Origin of the sequence: Phenylobacterium sp., assembly GCF_022402485.1 — a bacterium.
GTDB lineage: Bacteria > Pseudomonadota > Alphaproteobacteria > Caulobacterales > Caulobacteraceae > Phenylobacterium.
Window position 1 is genome coordinate 143,857 of record NZ_JAKRSA010000009.1, and the last position, 19,793, is coordinate 163,649.

Annotated in this window: 20 protein-coding genes; 8 read left to right on the plus strand and 12 right to left on the minus strand. The window is 65.8% G+C overall.

Annotated elements, in window-relative coordinates:
• The first annotated feature begins 1 nt into the window (after position 1).
• From ccoO to ccoS, 7 genes are read left to right on the plus strand one after another with little or no spacing between them, the layout of a single operon-like run.
• On the plus strand, positions 2-736 hold the full coding sequence (gene ccoO / locus MH112_RS01940; RefSeq protein WP_296563287.1) for a cytochrome-c oxidase, cbb3-type subunit II: 735 nt from the start codon (positions 2-4) through the stop codon (positions 734-736).
• On the plus strand, positions 733-912 hold the full coding sequence (locus MH112_RS01945; RefSeq protein WP_296563115.1) for a cbb3-type cytochrome c oxidase subunit 3: 180 nt from the start codon (positions 733-735) through the stop codon (positions 910-912). The genes ccoO and MH112_RS01945 overlap by 4 nt, the downstream gene beginning before the upstream one ends.
• Entirely contained in the window at positions 899-1,765 is an 867-nt protein-coding gene (ccoP, locus tag MH112_RS01950) for a cytochrome-c oxidase, cbb3-type subunit III (protein ID WP_296563117.1), read from the plus strand. Before MH112_RS01945 ends, ccoP begins: the two co-directional genes overlap by 14 nt.
• Before the next feature lie 8 nt (positions 1,766-1,773).
• Positions 1,774-3,282, plus strand: coding sequence for a cytochrome c oxidase accessory protein CcoG (ccoG, locus tag MH112_RS01955; protein ID WP_296563119.1), 1,509 nt, complete (start codon positions 1,774-1,776; stop codon positions 3,280-3,282).
• A 5-nt stretch (positions 3,283-3,287) separates the two neighbouring features.
• Entirely contained in the window at positions 3,288-3,779 is a 492-nt protein-coding gene (locus MH112_RS01960) for a FixH family protein (protein ID WP_296563121.1), read from the plus strand.
• Positions 3,770-5,950 (plus strand): heavy metal translocating P-type ATPase, encoded by a 2,181-nt coding sequence (locus tag MH112_RS01965; RefSeq protein WP_296563123.1) that lies wholly within the window; start codon positions 3,770-3,772, stop codon positions 5,948-5,950. The genes MH112_RS01960 and MH112_RS01965 overlap by 10 nt, the downstream gene beginning before the upstream one ends.
• The gene (gene ccoS / locus MH112_RS01970) at positions 5,950-6,105 is read left to right on the plus strand and encodes a cbb3-type cytochrome oxidase assembly protein CcoS (protein WP_296563125.1); all 156 of its coding nucleotides are present in this window, start codon (positions 5,950-5,952) and stop codon (positions 6,103-6,105) included. Before MH112_RS01965 ends, ccoS begins: the two co-directional genes overlap by 1 nt.
• 55 nt (positions 6,106-6,160) lie before the next feature.
• Here ccoS and MH112_RS01975 read toward each other — a convergent pair whose 3' ends face one another.
• Both MH112_RS01975 and MH112_RS01980 read right to left on the minus strand, forming a co-directional pair.
• Positions 6,161-6,802 (minus strand): DUF1109 domain-containing protein, encoded by a 642-nt coding sequence (locus MH112_RS01975; protein ID WP_296563127.1) that lies wholly within the window; start codon positions 6,800-6,802, stop codon positions 6,161-6,163.
• The gene (locus tag MH112_RS01980) at positions 6,792-7,331 is read right to left on the minus strand and encodes a sigma-70 family RNA polymerase sigma factor (RefSeq protein WP_296563130.1); all 540 of its coding nucleotides are present in this window, start codon (positions 7,329-7,331) and stop codon (positions 6,792-6,794) included. Before MH112_RS01980 ends, MH112_RS01975 begins: the two co-directional genes overlap by 11 nt.
• Positions 7,332-7,603: 272 nt before the next feature.
• Here MH112_RS01980 and MH112_RS01985 point away from each other — a divergent pair, with 272 nt between their 5' ends.
• Positions 7,604-8,935, plus strand: coding sequence for a sorbosone dehydrogenase family protein (locus MH112_RS01985; protein ID WP_296563132.1), 1,332 nt, complete (start codon positions 7,604-7,606; stop codon positions 8,933-8,935).
• On the opposite strand, the gene MH112_RS01990 is transcribed toward MH112_RS01985, so the two are convergent.
• The 10 genes from MH112_RS01990 to MH112_RS02035 form a co-directional block, all read right to left on the minus strand.
• Complete coding sequence (locus tag MH112_RS01990; protein WP_296563135.1) at positions 8,932-10,413, minus strand: globin-coupled sensor protein; 1,482 nt, start codon at positions 10,411-10,413, stop codon at positions 8,932-8,934. The two genes, MH112_RS01985 and MH112_RS01990, sit on opposite strands and share 4 nt — an antisense overlap.
• A 193-nt stretch (positions 10,414-10,606) precedes the next feature.
• Positions 10,607-12,664: a TonB-dependent receptor gene (locus tag MH112_RS01995; RefSeq protein WP_296563137.1), complete on the minus strand. Its 2,058-nt coding sequence runs from the start codon at positions 12,662-12,664 to the stop codon at positions 10,607-10,609.
• Positions 12,665-12,770: 106 nt separating this feature from the next.
• Entirely contained in the window at positions 12,771-13,028 is a 258-nt protein-coding gene (locus MH112_RS02000) for a hypothetical protein (protein ID WP_296563138.1), read from the minus strand.
• Between the two features lie 97 nt (positions 13,029-13,125).
• A complete protein-coding gene (locus MH112_RS02005) occupies positions 13,126-13,830 on the minus strand; it encodes an SDR family NAD(P)-dependent oxidoreductase (RefSeq protein WP_296563140.1) in 705 nt (234 codons plus the stop codon).
• Positions 13,831-13,843: 13 nt separating this feature from the next.
• Positions 13,844-15,016, minus strand: a complete 1,173-nt coding sequence (locus MH112_RS02010; protein ID WP_296563142.1) for an acetyl-CoA C-acetyltransferase — start codon at positions 15,014-15,016, stop codon at positions 13,844-13,846.
• Positions 15,017-15,184: 168 nt separating this feature from the next.
• A complete protein-coding gene (locus MH112_RS02015; protein WP_296563144.1) occupies positions 15,185-16,096 on the minus strand; it encodes a hypothetical protein in 912 nt (303 codons plus the stop codon).
• A gap of 16 nt (positions 16,097-16,112) precedes the next feature.
• Positions 16,113-17,039 carry a glycosyltransferase family 2 protein gene (locus tag MH112_RS02020; protein WP_365785899.1) on the minus strand — a complete coding sequence of 309 codons (927 nt, stop codon included), beginning with the start codon at positions 17,037-17,039 and terminating at the stop codon, positions 16,113-16,115.
• 7 nt (positions 17,040-17,046) lie between these two features.
• Positions 17,047-18,186 (minus strand): GNAT family N-acetyltransferase, encoded by a 1,140-nt coding sequence (locus tag MH112_RS02025; RefSeq protein WP_296563146.1) that lies wholly within the window; start codon positions 18,184-18,186, stop codon positions 17,047-17,049.
• A gap of 58 nt (positions 18,187-18,244) precedes the next feature.
• The gene (locus MH112_RS02030) at positions 18,245-18,754 is read right to left on the minus strand and encodes a GAF domain-containing protein (protein WP_296563148.1); all 510 of its coding nucleotides are present in this window, start codon (positions 18,752-18,754) and stop codon (positions 18,245-18,247) included.
• Positions 18,755-18,858: 104 nt separating this feature from the next.
• Positions 18,859-19,788, minus strand: a complete 930-nt coding sequence (locus tag MH112_RS02035) for a response regulator (protein ID WP_296563150.1) — start codon at positions 19,786-19,788, stop codon at positions 18,859-18,861.
• Between the last annotated feature and the right edge of the window lie 5 nt (positions 19,789-19,793).

A 19,793-nucleotide genomic window follows, 5' to 3' on the forward strand; every position in this document is an offset into this window, starting at 1 on the left:
CATCTGGAAAAAACACGGCGTTCTGGAACGCAAATCCCTCCTCCTGACCGTCTCCATTCTTGTGGTGGTCTCGGTGGGCGGCCTGGTGGAGATCGCTCCGCTCTTCTACCTGGAGAGCACCATCGAGAAGGTGAAGGGCGTTCGTCCCTACACCCCCCTCGAGCTGGCGGGCCGGGACATCTACATCCGCGAGGGATGCTACAACTGCCACTCGCAGATGATCCGGCCGCTGCGCGACGAGGTGGAGCGCTACGGGCACTACAGCCTCGCCGCCGAGAGCATGTACGACCACCCCTTCCAATGGGGATCCAAGCGCACGGGGCCAGACCTCGCCCGGGTGGGGGGCAAGTACTCTGACGACTGGCATCGTGATCACCTGATCGATCCGCGCTCTGTGGTGCCGGAGTCGGTCATGCCGCCCTACGCCTTCCTGGCCGGTCGTCAGCTGGAGCAGAAGGACATCGAGGCCAAGCTCTGGGCCATGACCAAGGTGGGCGTCCCCTACACCCAGGACATGATCGACAACGCCAAGACCGACCTGCAGACCCAGGCCGATCCCTTCGCCCCAGCCCGTGACTTCAAGGGCCGGTATGGCGATGCGGTCCTGCAGCGGGACTTCGACGGCGACCCCAGCCGACTGACCGAAATGGACGCCCTGATCGCCTACATGCAGATGCTCGGCACCCTCGTCGACTTCTCCACCTATCAGGCCGAAGCCCCGGAGAACCTGCGATGAGCGCCCTGTCCTATGAAACAGTAGCGCGGTTCGCCCAGCAGGGCGGCACCCTCTACTTCGCCGCGATCTTCGCCGTCGCCGTGGCCTACGCCCTATGGCCCCGAAATGGCGAGGTTTTCCGCCGCGCCGCGATGCTGCCCCTCGAAAAGGATGAGGACGACAATGTCCAAGCGTGAGACCGACGAGATCACGGGCGTCGAGACCACGGGCCATGAATGGGATGGCATCAAGGAACTCGACAACCCCCTGCCGCGCTGGTGGCTCTGGGTGTTTTACGCCAGCGTGGCTTTCGCCCTCGTCTATTGGGTGCTGATGCCGGCCTGGCCGGGGATCAACGGCTACACCAAGGGCATCAGGGGTCATTCCGACCGGGCCCAGGTGGCCCAGCAACTGGAGACCCTGCGGGAGGTCCGCGGCGAAGGTGCCGCTCGCCTGACCAATGCCACCCTGCAGGAAATCGAAGCCGATCCCGCGCTCCAGCAGTACGCCATGGCCGTGGGTCAGTCGGTGTTCGGCGACAACTGCGCCACCTGCCATGGCGTCGGCGGGGGTGGGGCCAAGGGTTATCCCAACCTGCTGGATGACATCTGGCTCTGGGACGGCAGCCTGGATGGAATCCATCACACCCTGCAGGTGGGAATCCGCTCTGGGGAACCGGGCGCGCGCTTCTCCCAGATGCCCGCCTTTGGCCGTGACCAGCTCCTGACCTCAGCCCAGATCAACGATCTGACCGACCTGGTCCTCGTCATGTCGGGTCAGGATGGCGACCGAGCCGCCGCAGATCGGGCGCGTCCGATCTACGCCGAGCAGTGCGTCTCCTGTCATGGGGTCACCGGCCTTGGCGATCCCGCCCAGGGTGCGCCGAACCTGACGGACGCCGAGTGGCTTTATGGCGACTCCCGCGAGGAGATCCGCACCCAGATCTGGGCCGGCCGCAATGGCGTCATGCCTGCCTGGGCGGGACGCTTTGACGATGAGACGCTCAAGGCCCTGGCCGTCTACGTCCATGCCAATGCCGGCGGACGCTAGGAGCCCCCATGACCGTCGTCATCGATCGCACCAAACCCCCGGAAGGCGACCCGGCCCCCAAGGGGCCGAAGTCCGCCGCCGCGCGGGCGCGGGGCCAGGGCGACGCCGGCGGCGGACTTTATAAGCCCCGCGCGCAGATCTACCCCAAGCTGGTCCAGGGCCGCTGGAGGAACATCAAGTGGCTCCTGCTGGTCCTCACCCTGGCCGTCTACTACATCACTCCCTGGATCCGTTGGGATCGCCCCGGCGACCTGCCGGACCAGGCAGTGCTCGTCGATTTCGCCGGGCGGCGGTTCTACTTCTTCTTCATCCAGCTCTGGCCTCAGGAGGTCTACTTCATCACCGGCCTGCTGGTGATCGCAGCGCTGGCCCTGTTCCTGACCTCGGCCCTGTTTGGCCGGCTGTGGTGCGGCTATGCCTGTCCGCAGACGGTCTGGACTGACCTCTACATCTATATCGAGCGGATGTTCGAGGGCGACCGCAATGCCCGCATGAAGCTCGACGCCGCGCCCATGTCGGTGAACAAGGCCTGGCGCAAGGGGGGCAAGCACGCGACGTGGCTGGCGGTGGCCTTTGGCACGGGCGGTGCCTGGATCTTCTATTTCCATGACGCCCCGAGCCTGCTGCGGGGCTTCTGGATCGGTCAGGCGCCCATGACCGCCTATGTCTCCTGCGCCATCCTGACCTTCACCACCTACATCCTGGCCGGGACCATGCGCGAGCAGGTCTGCATCTATATGTGCCCCTGGCCGCGGATCCAGGGTGCCATGCTCGACCAGCACTCGCTGCAGGTCACCTACCGCTTTGACCGGGGCGAGCCCCGGGGGCCGCATAAGAAGGGGGCCACCTGGGAAGGCCGCGGCGACTGCATCGACTGCAACGCCTGCGTCGTGGTCTGCCCCATGGGCATCGACATCCGCAACGGCTCCCAGCTGGAGTGCATCAACTGCGGTCTCTGCGTCGACGCCTGTGACGAGATCATGGTCAAGATCGACAAGCCCAAGGGCCTGATCGCCTACGACACCGACTCCGCCGTGGCCGCCCGGGCCTGTGGGGAGACGCCGACCTACAAGCTGGTTCGGCCGCGCACGCTTTACTATGCCGGTGCCCTGGCCCTGGTCGGCGGCCTGACCCTGTGGGGCCTGTCGACCCGCAGTCCAATTGACGTTCACGTCCTGCGCGATCGCAATCCGACCTTTGTGCGGATGCAGGATGGGGATGTCCGCAATGGCTACACCTTGAAGATCGCCAATCGGACGTTCGAACCGATGACCGCCCAGGTCGCCTTCAGCGGCGTCACCGGCGTGCAGATCAAGACGCCCGGGGTCGAGATCACCCAAGGCCCGGCAACCTTGGTCGTCGAGCCGAACCAGGTCCGGACCGTCAGAGTGTTTGTGACCGCGCCGCGCGAGGCCCTGCCTCAGGCCAACATGCCGGCCACCTTCACCGTCAAAGCCGCCGGAGCAACTCAGGCGGTTGAAACCACCTTCCTCTCTGGAGCCGCGAACGCGCGATGAGCCTCATGGACAAAGCTGACGGCGACCGCGAGGGCGGGTTCCAGATTCGCGGCTGGCACGTGCTGGTGGCCATGATCGCCTTCTTCGGGGTCATCGCCTCGGTGAATGCGGTGTTCATCACCGCGGCCCTTCGCACCTATCCGGGTGAGGTCTCGGTGACCCCCTACGAGGATGGGCTGGCCCATAACGCCCGGCTGGCCCGCCAGGCCGCCCAGGCTGAACTCGGCTGGCGCGCCGCGGCCGGTGCCCAGGGCGACACTGTGACGCTACGCGTCCAGGATGCGACCGGTGCCCCGGTCCAGGATCTGACCCTCAGCGGACAACTGCGTCGCCCGGCCACCGCCGCGGGCACCCTGACCCCCCGCTTCCAGGAGACCGAGCCTGGTCTCTATGTGGCCCAACTGGGGGGCGTGACCGGCGTCTGGGATCTGAGTTTCCAGGCCCAGAACGCCAAGGGGCAACTGTTTGAAGGCGAGCGTAGACTCACATGGCCCTGACCTACGACCTGGGGCGCGCGCCAGACCTGTCGGCCTTCCTGCGCAAGGACAAGGATGGGACCGCCAATCTGGACCTGCTGGTCAAGGGGGCCCGCTGTGCGGCCTGCATGTCCAAGATCGAAACCGCCATTGCAGGCCTCCCCGATGTGGCGGCGGCCCGACTGAACCTCACAGAAGGCCGTCTCTCCGTGCGCTTTGGCGGTGCCCGGGGTGACGCCGGTCGGGTGATCGACACCCTGGACAAGCTCGGCTATCCGGCCACCCCGTTTGATCCAGCCAAGGCCATGGAGGCCCACGACAAGGAAAGCCGCCGGCTGATCCTGGCCCTGGCCGTGGCGGGCTTCGGGGCCGGAAACGCCATGATGTTCTCCGTCCCGGTATGGGCGGGTCTGTTTGGCCAGGAACTGGGACCAGCCACCCGCAGTGTGATGCTCTGGCTATCGGCCATCGTGGCCACCCCCTGCGCCCTCTATGCCGGTCTGCCGTTCTTTGAATCGGCCTGGAGGTCCTTGAAGGCGGGCCGGGCGAACATGGACGTGCCGATCTCCATCGGCGTGATCCTGACCCTGTTCATCAGTTTCGTGGAGACCTTCCTGAACGGCCGCGACGCCTATTTCGACGCCGCCGTCTCGCTCTTGTTCCTGCTGCTGATCGGCCGCTGGCTGGATCACCGCCTAAGGGCCCGGGCCCGCAGTGCTGCTGCCGATCTTCTGGCCCTGCAGGCACCCGCAGCCACCGTCCTGGGAACCGATGGCCTGGAGCGGATCAAGCCGCTCAGCGAAGTGGCGGTGGGCGACCGTATCCTGGTGAGGCCTGGCGAACGCATCCCGGTAGATGGCTTCGTCGAGGACGGGGTCTCTGAACTGGATAACGCCCTGCTCACCGGTGAGACCACGCCGGTCGACCTTCGACCGGGCGACACCTGCCGGGCGGGCTCGGTCAACCTGACCGGCCAGCTTCGGATCCTGGCCATCGCCCGGTCAGAAGACTCCGCCGTGGCCGCCATCGCCCGGCTGGTAGAGGCCGGTGCTCAGACCAAGTCGCTCTATGTTCGCCTCGCTGACAAGGCGGCCTCGATCTATGTCCCGGTGATCCATTCGATGGCCGCCCTGACCTTGTTCGGCGGGCTGGCCTATGGCCTTGGTCCGCGGGAATCCCTGCTGCGGGCCGCGGCCCTGCTGATCATCACCTGCCCCTGCGCCCTGGGTCTGGCGGTGCCGGCCGTGCAGATCACCGCCTCAGCCCGGCTGTTCCGCAAGGGTGTGCTGGTCAAGTCCGGCGCAGCCCTGGAGCGGCTGGCCGAAGTCGATCATGTGGTGTTCGACAAGACCGGCGTGTTGACCGAAGGTCGGCCTCGGCTGATCGAGGCACCCGCCAGCGCTATCGCCCTGGCCGCGCCCCTCGCCCGGACCTCAGCCCACCCCCTGGCCCGGGCCCTGGCGGCCCAGGCTGGTCCTGGCCCCCGGGCGACCGAAGTGATCGAAACCGCCGGACAAGGGGTCGAGGGCTTGATCGAGGGCCAGCGGGTGCGCCTGGGGCGCGCCAGCTTTGTCGGCCTTGAAGGAGTCCGCGCCGGGGACACCGAGCTCTGGTTCGCCAGTGAGGACGACACACCGATCAGGTTCCGGTTTTCGGACCAGTTGCGCCCAGATGCCGCACAGACCATCGCCGACTTGCGGAGCCTGGGTCTGACTGTGGAGATCCTGTCTGGCGATCTGGAAGGTCCCGTATCCCGGGCGGCTCAGACCCTGCACGTCGACCATTGGCGGTCGGGTCAGACCCCGCAGGATAAGGCCGCGGCCATCGATGAACTCACCGCCCAGGGGCGCAAGGTCCTGATGGTTGGTGACGGACTGAATGACACCGCGGCCCTGGCCAAGGCCCATGCCGCCATGGCACCGGGCGGTGCCCTTGACGCCAGCCAGAACGCCGCCGACCTGGTGTTTTCCGGCAAGGCCCTATCTGCCGTGGCGGACTCCATCCGGGTGGCCCGCGCCGCACGCAGCCGAGCCCTGGAGAACTTCGGCTTCTCGGCGGTCTATAATGTGGGTGCGATCCCCTTGGCCATGCTGGGCTTCGTCAACCCGCTGATTGCGGCCCTGGCCATGTCGGGCTCGTCCCTGGTGGTGACCCTCAACGCCCTGCGGATGCATGGAGCTGGCAAAAACTGATGGGCATTATCCTGATCCTCGCCCCAATCTCGGTGGCCATCGGCCTGGCGGGGCTGGCCGCCTTCTGGTGGACCCTGCGCAACGGCCAGTACGACGATCCCGCCGGCGATGCGGCCCGCATCCTCATGGACGACTCCGACAACCAGATTCACTAGGTCTCGCTCAGGTCAGACCACCGGACATCGGGTCTAGAGACCAACGATCCTGGGCTCACCACCGAAGCAGGCGGCTGCCCAGGGCCGCGCCGACGAGCCCGACCAGGGCGACGCCAAGGCCATACCAGACCACCAGAAAACTGACTGCCGTCTCCGAACAATGCAGCCCATAGGCGGTGGCGGACAGCCCGCCAGCCAGCAGGCCAACAGCCCCGCCGGCCAAGGCTGGGCGGACAGGGGCCATGACCCGCGTCGCCCATAGCGTGGGCAACAGGATCAACAGCCCCAGGCCAAGGATGGCGACCGGGCAGATCAGCGCCGAGCCGCCCATCAACTGATTGAGGCGGCCAGCCGCCGGTGTCATGGCCAGCTCGATGACTGTGGCGATCAGCCCGCTGAGCAACAGCAGGGCTAAAGCCAGGGCCGGGGGCTTTGCCTGAGCACCCGGACGCCCCAGTCGGTCCAGGAGCCAGAACCCGGCCACGGCCAGGGCCAGGGTGTAGCCTGCCTTGCCTGCGAAGGAGGCCTGTCCGGCAAGCTCGCCAAGATCCAGGCGAGGTCCCATGACCCACAGCGTTACCGCTGCAGCCACCAGGGCCCCCGCCCCACTCCATAGGGCAATCCGCCGTCGGCACGGCCTGGGTCCGGGGAAGTCAGGCTCCAGGGCGAGGGCGGCGATCAGGTCTTCAGTCTTCATCGGAAGCCACACTGGCGGACAGAGTTTTCATGGCCCGGTGCAGGGCGACCTTGGCCGCCCCCTCGCTGTAACCGTGCAGAGGGGCGGCCTCGACGATGGTCATGCCCCGAAGCCGGACATCCTCAACCAGCCGACGCTGCCGCTCGGGAAGCCGGACTAGCAAACGCGCCAGATCTGAGCGCGCCGTGCCGGCCTCGGTGTCGGACTGGGCCAACAGCACGCCGGCGTCCTCCAGGGGCACATGGCGGCGGACACCCTGGCGGCGGAAGTGGTCAATCAGCTTGTAGCGCGCGATCCCATAGACCCAGGGGGTGAAGGCCAGAGCCGGGTCATAGGTAGATCGCTTTGTATGGATGGCGATCAGGGTGTCCTGCACGAGGTCCTCCGCATCGGCCGCATCAGACAGCCGTCGGCCGAAATAGGCGCGCAGACGCGGGGCCAGCAGGGCGAGTAGCTCGCCATAGGCCGCCCCGTCGCCCTCAAGGCTTCGGGAAATGAGGCTTTGGATCTGCAGGTCGAAGTCTTCCACGCCTTGGCTTCCTGTGACTTCGGCACCGCCGCGGAAGGGTTACACGGCCAAGCTTTGGACGTGGAAAAAGTTTGGCACGCTGCGGCCGGACCTGCAGCCCCCACAGGTGGACGTTTGTCAGCCGATCGGGTGGTCGGAATCTCCTAGAGCGCGTTCATGGGACGTGGCTCCGAAATGCGACGACCGCCAGGTCGCCACCTCGGGGGGATGGACCCAAACGGCGCGAGGGACCAAGGTCGGCTCCGTCGGCTTATGGGGCGAAAAGGGGGAATATGATGCGCAACCTGATGGGCACTGCACTGGCCTGCGTCCTTCTCGCAGGCTGTTCGTCGGGGTCTGAGGATCCGTTCGTCGGGTTCGGCGCCAACCCCAACCTGCCCGCGCCGGAAACAGGCGGCCTGCCCCGGGTCAGCCCGGCCAAGGCCGTGGGCTGGCCCGCTGACGCCGCCCCGGTTGCGCCGGAGGGCTTTGTTGTCACCCGGTTTGCCGGCGACCTGATCCACCCGCGCTGGCTGCTGGTGCTGCCCAATGGGGATGTGCTGGTTTCCGAGGCCAGCTCCGAACCCAGCCCGCCCAAGGGCCTGATGGACCGCATTGCCCAGCGGGTTCAGGCCTATGCCGGCGCGCTCAAGCCCAGCCCCAACCGCATCATGCTGCTGCGCGACGCCGATGGTGATGGCTTGGCCGAGGTGCGCGAGGTCTTCGCCTCAGGCCTGAATCGCCCTCAGGGCATGACCCTGGTGGGCGGGACGCTCTACATCGCCAACACCGACGCTCTGGTGGCCACGCCCTACCGCGACGGACAACTGCGGATGGAGGGCATCCCGACGAAGATCGTCGATCTGCCGGCCGGGCCCCTGAACCACCACTGGGTCAAGAACGTGATTGCCGCTCCCGATGGCCAGCGTCTGTTCGTCACCTCAGGGTCAAACTCCAACATCGGCGAGAACGGCATGGAAGCGGAGGAAAACCGCGCCGCCATCCTGGAAGTCGATCCGGCCGCCAAGACCTTGCGCCTCTATGCCTCTGGCCTGCGTAACCCCAACGGTATGGCCTTTGAGCCGGTTACTGGTGCCCTTTGGACGGCGGTCAATGAGCGCGACATGCTGGGCGACGATCTGGTGCCCGACTATATGACCCGCGTGCAGGAGGGCGGCTTCTATGGCTGGCCCTATGCCTATTTCGGCGACACGGTGGACACCCGGGTCGAGCCTCCGCGCCCTGATCTGGTGGCCAAGTCGATCCGGCCCGACTACGCCCTCGGCCCCCACACCGCCTCTCTGGGCCTGAGCTTTTACACCGCAGACGCCTTCCCGGCCCGCTATCAGGGAGGGGTGTTTGTGGGTCAGCATGGTTCCTGGAACCGCAAGCCGCTCAGTGGTTACCGGGTGGTGTTCGTGCCCTTCACCGGCGGGATGCCCCAGGGCGATCCAGAGGCCTTCCTGACGGGCTTCCTGAACACGCAGGGGCAAGCCATGGGGCGGCCGGTGGACGTCGCCGTGGACAAACGGGGTGCCCTTCTGGTCACTGACGACGCCGGCGGCGCGGTCTGGCGCGTGGCGCCCGCACCGCAGCCACCGGCCCCTCAGGCCACGACGCCCTAAGCAGCCGAGCGATATCGTCCGGCGGCGGCAGGCTCGAGAACGAAGCGGCCCACCAGACCGTTCAGCTGGTCGGTCTCCCGCCGTAGGGAGTGGGCTGCGGCCGTGGCCTCTTCGACCATGGCGGCGTTCTGCTGGGTGACGTGGTCCATCTGGCTGACGGCGGAGTTGACCTCGGCCAGGCCGCGGGCCTGCTCATCGGCAGAGGCTGCGATCTCGGCGACGCTGCGATCGATCTCCACCACCCTTTCGACGATGCGGCGGAGCGCTTCACCGGTCTCTCCGACCAGGTTCACGCCAGACTCCACCTGGCCCGCGCTCTCAGTGATCAGATTGCGGATCTGCTTGGCGGCTTCGGAAGACCGCTGCGCCAGGGCGCGAACCTCTGAGGCGACCACCGCAAAGCCCCGACCGGCCTCACCGGCCCGGGCCGCTTCGACCCCCGCGTTGAGCGCCAAAAGGTTCGTCTGGAAGGCGATTTCGTCGATGACCCCGATGATCTGGCCGATCTGTTTGGAGGAGACATCGATTTGGCCCATGGCGGCCACGGCCCGGTCGACCACTTCGCCGGAATGGATAGCCTCGCCTTTGGCGGCGCCGACCATTTGGGACGCTTCCCGGGCGCCTGAGGCAGCCTTGCGGACGCTCTCGGTCAGTTCGTGCAGGGCGGCGGCGGTTTCCTCCAGGCTGGCCGCCTGCTGCTCGGTCCGCCGCGAGAGGTCGTCTGAGGCCTGACCGATCTCATCGGCCCCGACGCGGATGCCCCCCGAGGACTCAGAGACCAGGCGCAGGGCGTCATAGAGTTTGGTCACCGCCCCGTTGAAGTCCTCCTTAACCCCGTCGAACTGGGGGGCCAGGGGGGCGTCCAAGCGGCTGGTCAGGTCACCGTCGGCAAGCTTTCCGAGGGCGTGGGTCAGAGCGGCCATGGCCGCGGCCTGCTGTTCCTCCACCTGAAGCCGGGCGGTCTCAGACCGGACACGCTCGGCCTCCAGGGCCTCAAGATAGATGGAGATCGCCAGGTCCATGTCGAGCAGGGTCGCCTTGACCAGGACCGAAATCGTCTCGGCGGCATCCTGGGACTTGGTCCGACGGGTCAGGGACGGCCACTGTCGGGCGACAGCAGCATGGATCAGCTGTTCGAGGACCAGGGCGTAACCGCCGATGTACCACTGGGGCTCGAGCCCAAGGCGGGCGTGGGTCTCTCCAATGGTCCTGACGCCCTTGGCGTAGTCTTCCCCGAATTGCCCCTCGGTAATGATCCGCCAGTGGTCGGCCTGTCGGCCCTGGGCACCGGCCATATGGCTGTCGTTCTTGAAGAACCGCTGCACCTCAGGGGTCTTGCGGATCTTGGCGTAAAAGACATCCAGCGCTGGACCAATTGCCCCGGTGACGAAGCCGCGCAGGCCTCGTAGCCGTTCAACAGCCCGTTGATCGATGCCCATAAAATCGAGCCGCTGCTGTACTTCCGAAGACTTGGCCATCTGGTCCGCCCTTTTGTCGTCTTTCCCAACCTTGCGATTGGATGTGGCTATGGAACCAGTGGATGCGCCGCCATGCCTAACGACATCTTAAATGCCACAAGCCCTGCGGCCCTTACGGAAGTGACGAATTGACGCAGTGTAGCTTACCTATCTCTCGCCCCCTTTTAGTTGACAGTGTCAGTTTCTGTAGCCGTCAGCCAAAGGTCTTGCGCAGGCGAACGAAGATTGCCCGGCCATACTTCAGATCCCGGACATCTACATAGGCCAATCGCCCGTCTGTCCTCGGTCCCACATAGACCTCCCGAATCCGCTGAACATTGCGCTCGCCCAGGTTCTGGAGTTCGACCCGCAAGATCAGATCGCGCCGGGGTTTGTATTCGGCGAAGGCCGCCACCCAGGTCCCCACCTTGCGGGTCTCAACCTCGCTCAGGCGGAAAAACCGCTCGCGGAATCCGCCCAAGACATCCACGCCCCAATTGGTCCGCAGGGCGGGCAGGTCTTGAGTAAAGCGAACTTCCCATTCGGCAGGTCGCAGACCGGAAATCTCTCTGGCCTGCCCGGTAAGCGGATCATCGACCTCAGACTCCCGCAGGGTCCCCTGCCCCTTCAGCTGTGCGCCAGCCAGGCCGTAACGATCCAAGGGCAAGGTGAAATTGACCACCGCCTCCCGGCGGATGGCGTCCCCCAGGTTTCCCGGGGCGTCGGCAACGGCGACCCCTCGGGCAAAGACCGGCGCCCGGTCAATCACATCTGTGAGGTCAGACGCCCGGAGGGTCGCCACCACCACTGCGCCACCATCAAAGCGTTGCTCAAAGGCTGCTTCCCTCACCCAGGCCTGTTGCGGTCGCAAGTCAGGGTTTCCCGCCAGCACCGCGCCTGTGCTCACCGCCGAGGACGAGGCGACGAAGTCGTCGAAATTGAGCTGACCGACTTCACGCTCGACCCGCAAACGCAGCTGGCGCCCCCCACCCGCCGACCAGGTCAAGGCCAGTCGGGGCTTGGTAAAGGCCAGAGACTTTTCCAGGTTCACATCACCACTGGAGGCGATGGACGAGGTTTCATGGCGCAGGCCGCCTTCAAGGGTCAGGGCGGGGCCGCTGCGCCAGGTCAGCGTGCCAAAGGCCTCCTGGCGGCTTTCCTCGACCTCGACCTTGGCGGCGGGCAAGGGAACGGCCCGTCCGTTCAGGGTGAAGGCTGTGCGGCTGTCCAGCCGATTGAGGGCACCCTCCCCACCAAACTCCAGGCTGAGCGCCGGACTCAGGGTCCGACGAAGGGTGAGCCGCCCGACCGTCTCGGTGACCGCCTTGTTCAGGTCGAAATCCCGGCGAAGGCCCGGGGCCTCAAAATCAGCCCGGGTCGCAAGGTCATTCCATTGCTGGAAGACCACGGCTTCCAAGGTGGTCCGCGTTCCCAGGCTGCGACTGTAACGACCGCCCAGTTCCTGCTGCAGGCGCACATTGGTGAAGTACTCGTACTCCTTGCCCCCGCCGGTGATCCGGTCGGTGATCTCTGCGCTGGCAGGGGTGCGCATATAGGCCCCGTTCAGCCGCAACCGACCCCCGGCCAAGGGGCCGTCCATCGCTCCGGTCGTCCAGGCGCGCAAACCCCCAGCATCGGCGTCGACCAGAGACGCGATCAGCACCTCGCCATTGGGGCCAAACCTGATCCGGGGACCATCGCCCAGAGTGTCGTCCGGCCCCTTGCCGAACACCAAAGAGCCTTCAAACCGACGGCCGGCCCATTCGGTCTGGCCTTCGGCCCGGAGGCTGGTGAGTACGCGTCCATCATTGATGAAGTGGGCCGAGGTCATCACCGCGCCCTGGGCACCGCCGGTGCGGGCGCGGACCACATTGGCGATCACTGAGCGGCCCTGCATGTCGATGCCCGGGGCCCCGCCTCGGATCAGCTCAATCCGCGCCACTGCCGAGGCCGGAATCCGCTTTAGCAATTCGTCCAGGGCGTCATTCTTGGAGACCGGTGGCTGCCCATCGATGAGCACATTGCCCCCTGATCCCGCCAGACCGCGAACCGTAGCGCCCTTGTCGAAGGCAAAGCCCGGCAGGCGCAGGATCATGTCAAAGGCTGTGTCGGGGGCGGCCTCGGCGAACGCGCTGGGAGGATAGGCGATCACCCCTCGTTCGGCGACCGGAGCCGCAACAGCAGGGGTCGGGGTCGGGGTCGGGGCTGGCGAGGGCTCAGCTTGCGCCATGGCCAGGCCAGCCGCGCTGGCGGCCAGGATAGTCAGGATCATCCCTGCTCCTCCCCGGAGCTGTCTTATTCTGTTTTCAGACAGCTTGGCGGGAAACGCAGGGCGCGACCAGGGGGTTCAGCCGGGGGCGCGGCGGAAAGACGTCTGCTCAGGTCTCGATTTCGAAATAGGCCCGTTCGCCGCCCTCAGTATGGGCCACCATCAGAATGCGCAGATCAGACCCTTCCGCCAGCTTGAGCGTCAGGCGACCATGGCGGAAAGCATCCCGCATAAGTTCGGGGGTGCCAATCAGCTGACCCTTGCCGATTTTCATCTTCTCATCGCTCAGGATCTCATAGCCCACCTTCTCGATCACCCCGGCGTACATCACGACGCCATCGTCGGCGCTGATTCGAGAGAGCTTCATGGGATCACAGTCTCCGGGCCTTAGGAGCCGCGACACGGGGCTGTGTGCCACATGCGGTCGGTCGTCCTGAACGCGTCGGCCGCCGATCAGTTCCCGGCTAGAGGGAAACCCGACCGGTCACGGGGACAAGGGCGCCCGTGACGGCCTGGGCCTCGGGGGAGGCCAGAAACAAGATCACCGCAGCCAGATCGGCCGGGCTGACCCAGGTCGTGAAGTCCGCATCGGGCATGTCAGCGCGATTGGCCGGCGTGTCGATGATCGAGGGCAAAACGGCGTTCACGGTGACCAAGGTGGACTTCAATTCTTCCGCCAAGCTCTCAGTGAGGCGGTGGACGCCGGACTTGGCCGCCGCATAGGCCCCCATGCCTGCCGCGGCTTTCACTGCTCCAGCGGCACCGATATTGACGATCCGGCCCGCCGGACTGGCTTTCAGTAGCTGCAACGCCGCCCGGCTGGCATTGGCCGCCGTCTTCACATTGGTGGCGTAGAGCAGATCCCAGACCGCAGGATCCCCCTGCTCAAGAGTCTGCCAGCGGAAGCCTCCGGCAATGTTGATGAGCCCGTCCAGACGGCCGAACCGGGCTTCGATGGCCGCCATGGCCGCCCCGGCGCTGGCCAGATCAGCCAGGTCGACACCGCTTAAGATGACCGCGTCGTGGCCGCAGGACTCGACAAGTCCCACCGGCGCAACCGGGGCGTAATCGATCAGCGCCAGTCTGGCGCCCTGGGCGGCGGCGGCCTTGGCGACCACCTCCCCCAGGACGCCAAAGGCGCCGGTGACAGCGATAATGCGTGGGCTCATGGGGCCCAGACTATCAGAGCCGTTCGATGATTGTCACATTGGCCATGCCGCCGCCTTCGCACATGGTCTGCAGGCCCCACTTCTTGTTGCGCGCCTTCAGACCGTGAACCAGCGTGGTCATCAGCTTGGTGCCGGAAGCACCCAGCGGATGGCCAAGGGCGATGGCACCACCATTGACGTTCATGCGCTCAGGATCAGCGCCAGTGGCCTTGAGCCAGGCTGTGGGCACGGAGGCGAAGGCTTCGTTGACTTCGAACAGGTCGATGTCGTCGATCTTCATGCCGACCTTTTCCAGAGCCCGCTGGGTGGCGGGCAGCGGCGCTTCCAGCATGATCACCGGGTCATGGCCCAGCACCGACAGGTGATGGATCCGGGCCAGGGGTGTCAGGCCGAATTCCTTCAGGGCCTTTTCGGAGACGATCATCACGCCCGAAGCGCCGTCGCAGATCTGGCTGGAGGTGGCGGCCGTGATCGCCCCGCCCTCGACCAGCAGCTTCACGCCACGGATGCCATCAAGGCTTGAGTCAAAACGGATGCCCTCATCGATGGTGTGATCGCTTTCGGCGCCGGCTTCGTCCTTGATCTTCAGGGCGACGATTTCGTCCTTGAAGGCACCGGCCTGGGTGGCAGCGATCGCCCGCTGGTGGCTGTTATAGGCGTACTCGTCCAGCTGATCCTTGGTCAGGCCGTACTTCTTGGCCATCATCTCAGCGCCCATGAACTGGGAGAACTGGATGTTGGGATAACGCTCCTCGATCCGGGGGCTCTTGTACTGGCCCATGCCAGCCTTGGCGGCCAGGGCAGCAGACGAGCCCATGGGCACCCGGGTCATGCTCTCGACGCCCGAGGCAATTACCACGTCCTGGGTGCCGCTCATCACGGCTTGGGCGGCGAACTGCAGGGCCTGCTGGGAGGAACCGCACTGGCGGTCGATGGAGGTGCCCGGCACGCTTTCCGGCAGCTTGGAGGCCATGACCGCATTGCGGGCCACATTGATGGCCTGTTCGCCCACCTGCATGACGCAGCCCATGATCACGTCATCGATACGCGACGGATCCATGCCCGTGCGATCCACCAGATCGTTGAGCACCACGGCACCCAGATCCACCGGATGCCAATCCTTCAGCTTGCCGCCCTTGCGGCCGCCGGCCGTACGTGTGGCTGCGACGATATAGGCTTCGCCCATTGTTCCGCTCCCTTGCCTGGACCCGCGCCCGGGTCAGATGCCACCATCTGAGCCCGCCGACGGGTCGATCATCTCATGCTAGCCGCGCACCCTTTGGCGCGTCGAAAGCAAGTCTATTCAGGCGCCGCGAGGTAAGCCAACGGGCTGTTTAAGCTGGGCGGGACCCGATCAGAGGGGCATCAAGGTACCAGGCTGGGCGGGGTCAAGGCGGAACGAGGCCGGCAGGATCCGCTCCTGGGTCTTCTGCAGTTTCAGCGCCTTGGCCCCCCGCGCCAGGGCAAACTTGCCGAGGTTGGCGGGGCTGACGCCATCGCGCAGCCGAGGACTCAGTCCTGCCCGGCGGCGCAGGACTCCATTGGCGTAGATCACATTGGCCCGCAGCAGCGCCTCAGGGGTCATGAACTCCATGGACAGGGAGACGTTAAGCATCGGCCCGTTCTCGATCCTGTGCGGGGCATTCTGCGCCCAGGTGACCATGCGACCGGGGGTCAGCTCGACCTCCTGTGCGCCGGCGTCCCAGGCAGGGTCAAAGGCGAACTGCTCAGCGGTCTCCCGCAGCACGATCTTCTCCAAGGCCTCTTCGCCCACATAGGGCGCCTCAGGCGGATAGACCCAGACGCGCTTGGTCCCCCGGATCTGCCAGAGCGACACCAGGGGTACGTCCAGATGGTAGAAGACCTGGGCGTTGGCCGAGGAGATCAAGACACCAAGGTCGCGCTTGAAGGTCCGCAGGCCAGGAGCGTTCGCCTCCTTCTCGGCGAACACCTCATCGGCGAGATCGGCATAGGGTTTCAGGTAGAGATTGGCTTCTCGCAGGTTGAGCCAGATGCGGCCGGCCTTGGCGGAATCCAGCAGTTGCGCCCCCGACAGACCGTCGGCTGAGCCTTTACGCCAGGTGGTCCACGCCCGGGGATCCTCGCCCATGGTGAACACCCCGAGCTTAGACCGGGGATAGTCTTCCAGCGCCTGGGCCAGGCCATCATCGGAGAACATCGGTCGCTGGTGCAGGTCGTGGGTGAAGTGGAGGGTCTGTCGTCCGAAGGCTTTTGCCTTCTCGGGGGTCCAGTCCTGAATGATCATCTCATGGCCTCAAGGGTCAGCCGGCGCTTCGGCCGTAGAATTCGATCTTGAAAGGGCCCCACCACAGGGTCTTGCCCAGCCCGCGGGCGGCGCGGTCTAGGGTGAAGGCGAAGTCCGGCGCACGGGTCAGACCTTTGAAGGCGGCGATGAGCCCGAAGACCCCGGCCTGCACCAGTCCTTGTGACATCCAGAACAGCAGGCCTGGATAGTTGGGCGGGGTCGCCGCAGCACAGGCGGCGGGGGGCCCCTGGCCATAGGCAAACGCGCGGCGGATCGTGTAGGCCAGCGAAAGTCGGGCCGGGACGGGATCTTCCCAGACGAAGGCTTCCGCCGCCCAGGCAAACCGAGCGCCCTCGGCCTTCATCTGGCCAAACAGCAGATCGTCCTCGCCACCAGTGTGATTGCGCACCGCCGAGAACGGCGCATGGGGATCAGGCAAGGCCGCCCGGCGGAGCAGGCTGTTGCCACAGCCATAATAGTCCTCGATGAGGCCCGACTCAGCGGGCCCCTGCCGGGAGAAGAAGGTCTCCAGATAGGTCCGATGCCGGGTGATCGTCAGCGGCACACGTCCCCGGACCGGACCAAACACCACATCAGCCTTGAGGTCGGTCTGGATCGTCAACAGCTGGGCCAGCCAGGTCGGCGGTGCCTCCTCGTCATCATCGAGAAAGGCGATCAGCCCGCCGCTGGCCTTGGCCAGGGCGGCGTTACGGGCGTTGGCCACGCCGGGCTCCGGCTCATGCACATAGATCACCGGAAAGGGCGCCTCGGCGGCCAGGGACGCGACCGTCTCCCGGGCAGAAGGCACCTTGTCATTGTCGACCACCACCAGTTCCAGGCGCGCCGGGTCAATGCCGGTCTGTCCCAGGATGCTGCGGGCGGCCACCGTCAAACCCTGCAGCCTGCGTTGGGTGGGGATGACCACACTGATCGGCTCCACCATGTCGAACTCACCCCTCGATCTCCACGCCGCTGCGACGCCCTCTGGCAGCGACAGCGCTGGCCAGACCCCGCATCTGACCGCCCAAGGTCTGTTCTAGATCGGAGATGGTTTCGAAACGGCGCCGAACCTGGCTAGCGACCGGGCCCCAGCCTGCACCGGCCAGACGCCAGGCACCCTCCCCCAGCCGGGAGCTCCAGCCCGCCGCGCCCGTGGCCACAGCCGTGCCCTCGCCGATCTGCTGCTGGGTCAGGGCGTAGGGGGCCTTGTAGTGGTCGTGACCTGGGCCCAGGTCATAGGTCCGCAGACCCAGCCCAGGCATGGCCTCAATCGCCTGCAACAGAAAGAGCTGCCCCACCGAGAAGGCCCCCATCTCGGGGTCCGTGGACGCGATCCATGGGTGATACACCTCACCGAGACGCACACCGAAGTGACCGGCCACCACTCGCCCATCCACCCGCATCGTCAGCATCAGGCCGCGGAAGTCGCCGTCCTGGGTCTGAAAGAGGTTCTCCATCAACTGCCGGGTCCAGTCCGGGGCCAGAAAGTCGTGAGCGCCGGTCCGGCTGAGCTGGTCGCGCTTCCAGGCGATCAGTTGCGCAAAGGCCTGTGGGTCGCGGTCTGGGGCACAAAGGGTTAACTCCCCCACCTCCCGGGCGATCTTGCTCTGCAGCCGTCGATAGTTCTTGAACCTCTTGGGACTCTGGGCGCGCAGAGCCTCAAGATAAGGCTCGGCGTCGGTCTCAAGCTCAATCACATAGGCGGTGGCGCGCGTGCGCACAGTGCGCTCGAACAGCCCTAGCGGATCAATCAGACCGGTAAACCTGAGCGCGCCCAGGCCAGCTTCAGCCAGACCCGCGCGGACATCCATCGGCGCCTTGCTGACCAGGGCATGGTAGTCCGATAGGGGCGCACCAATCGGCCGTGCCAGGCCGCTGGCCTTCAGGTGATGGGGCAGAAACCCGACCGCCTCGCCGTCCCGCCGCCAGATCGCCACCCGGGCGTCCGGACGGACGACGCCCACGGCCAGAGCAAAATCTGGCCCCAGCAAGGGCGAAGCAAATGCGCGATGGGATGCGGTGATCGCGCCCCAGGCAGAGATTTCCTCCGGGGAAAGATCACCCGGGTGCAAGGTGTGACGCTGGCGCATAGGACAATCCACTTAGACCGTCCCAGAGAGGGATCAGTCAAAGTAGACGGTGCAAACCTCAGGCCGGTTCACCTGCAGCGAAAACGGCCTCAAGGATCGCCCGCAGCCGGTCTGCGTCTACCGCGTCAAAGGCGGCTTTCTGCTCGGAATCCACGTCCAGGACCGCGATCAGCCGACCTGCGCCGTCAAAGACAGGGAGCACGATCTCGCTGGCCGAGCGGCCGTCGCAGGCGATGTGGCCGGGAAAGGCGTGAACATCCTCCACCACCTGGATTTCGCCAGTTTCGGCCGCCGTGCCACAGACCCCGCGGCCAAAGGCGATCCGAAGACAGCCTAAGGTCCCCTGGTAGGGGCCGACCACCAGTTCCCGCGGCTTGTCGGGGTCCACCACATAGAAGCCGGTCCAGAAGAAGTGGTCGAAACTGGCCGCCAACATGGAGGCCACCGTCGCCATACGGGCGGTCAGATTGGGTTCGCCGTGGAGAACTGCGGCGATTTCCTCGGCCAAGACGGCATAGCGCTCAGCCTTGTCGGTCGGCAGGATCAGGTCATTGAAGGCTTCAGCCATACCCCCCTAAAGCACGATTCAAAGGCCTCGGCACGTCTGCCTTGCGTCCGAGGGGCTGCCGCGTCTGACGGTCCCCTGCGCAAAGCCAGGTTATCTGTAAGCGATCAGGCGGCGAGGATCTGCCGAGCGGCGCGCTTGCGGCGGATCAAGGCTTCCAGGCCGCGAACCAGTTTGGCTGCGCCGACAGCGTCGTGATCGTCGCCTTCCAGGATCTGCCCCAGAACGGTCAGGTGAGCTTCGACCACATCGGGCTCGCACTGCTCCATGCCGCCGACTTCCTCGGCATAGACCAGGAGGGCGTCTGTGGCCCGCTCCAGCATGCGGTCGCGCACCTGACGGGCGCGGAAGCGGGTATGTTGCATCACACGGTAGGTCATCTGAAGCGTTGCGCGGTCGACGCCGCCCCGGGCGACGATAAGTCGGCGCATGGCCTCCAGCTCGACGCTGATGGTCTCTCGGGCCACCTGGCGCTCGACCACATCCACCACTTCCTCCGGGTCGCTGGTGCGACGCAGAGGACCCGCATAACTGATCTCGGCCTTTCGTCGCCGATCTGGCCCCAAATACTTGTCGCTGACGATAAAGCTACGGGGCTGGGTGAGAACCGCCTGCAGGCGCGAGAGCAGCGCCGCGGGCGTAAACGGCTTCATGACGAACTCATTGACCCCGGCTTCACGCGCGGTTTCCACCTCCGCCGCCGTCCTGTGGCCTGTGACCATAATCACCGGGATCGCCGGGTTTGGCACGGTGGTGTCCCGTTCCACCGCGGCCTGCCGGATTGAGCGCGTGAGCTCCAGCCCATCCATGAACGGCATGCGCCAGTCTGTGAACAGGACATCGGGTTCATCCCGAGACAGTATATATCTGGCCCGCAGCCCGTCAGTGGCCGCTGATACGGTGCCGACGCCGGCCGCCCGCAGAACGTCCACAATCAAACGGACCGTATTGACGTGATCGTCCACCACGAGGACCCGCAGTTGCGTCAGGTCATCGGCTTTCAGATTCGCGCTGGGTAGGTGCCGCCGCCTGTTCATCCACT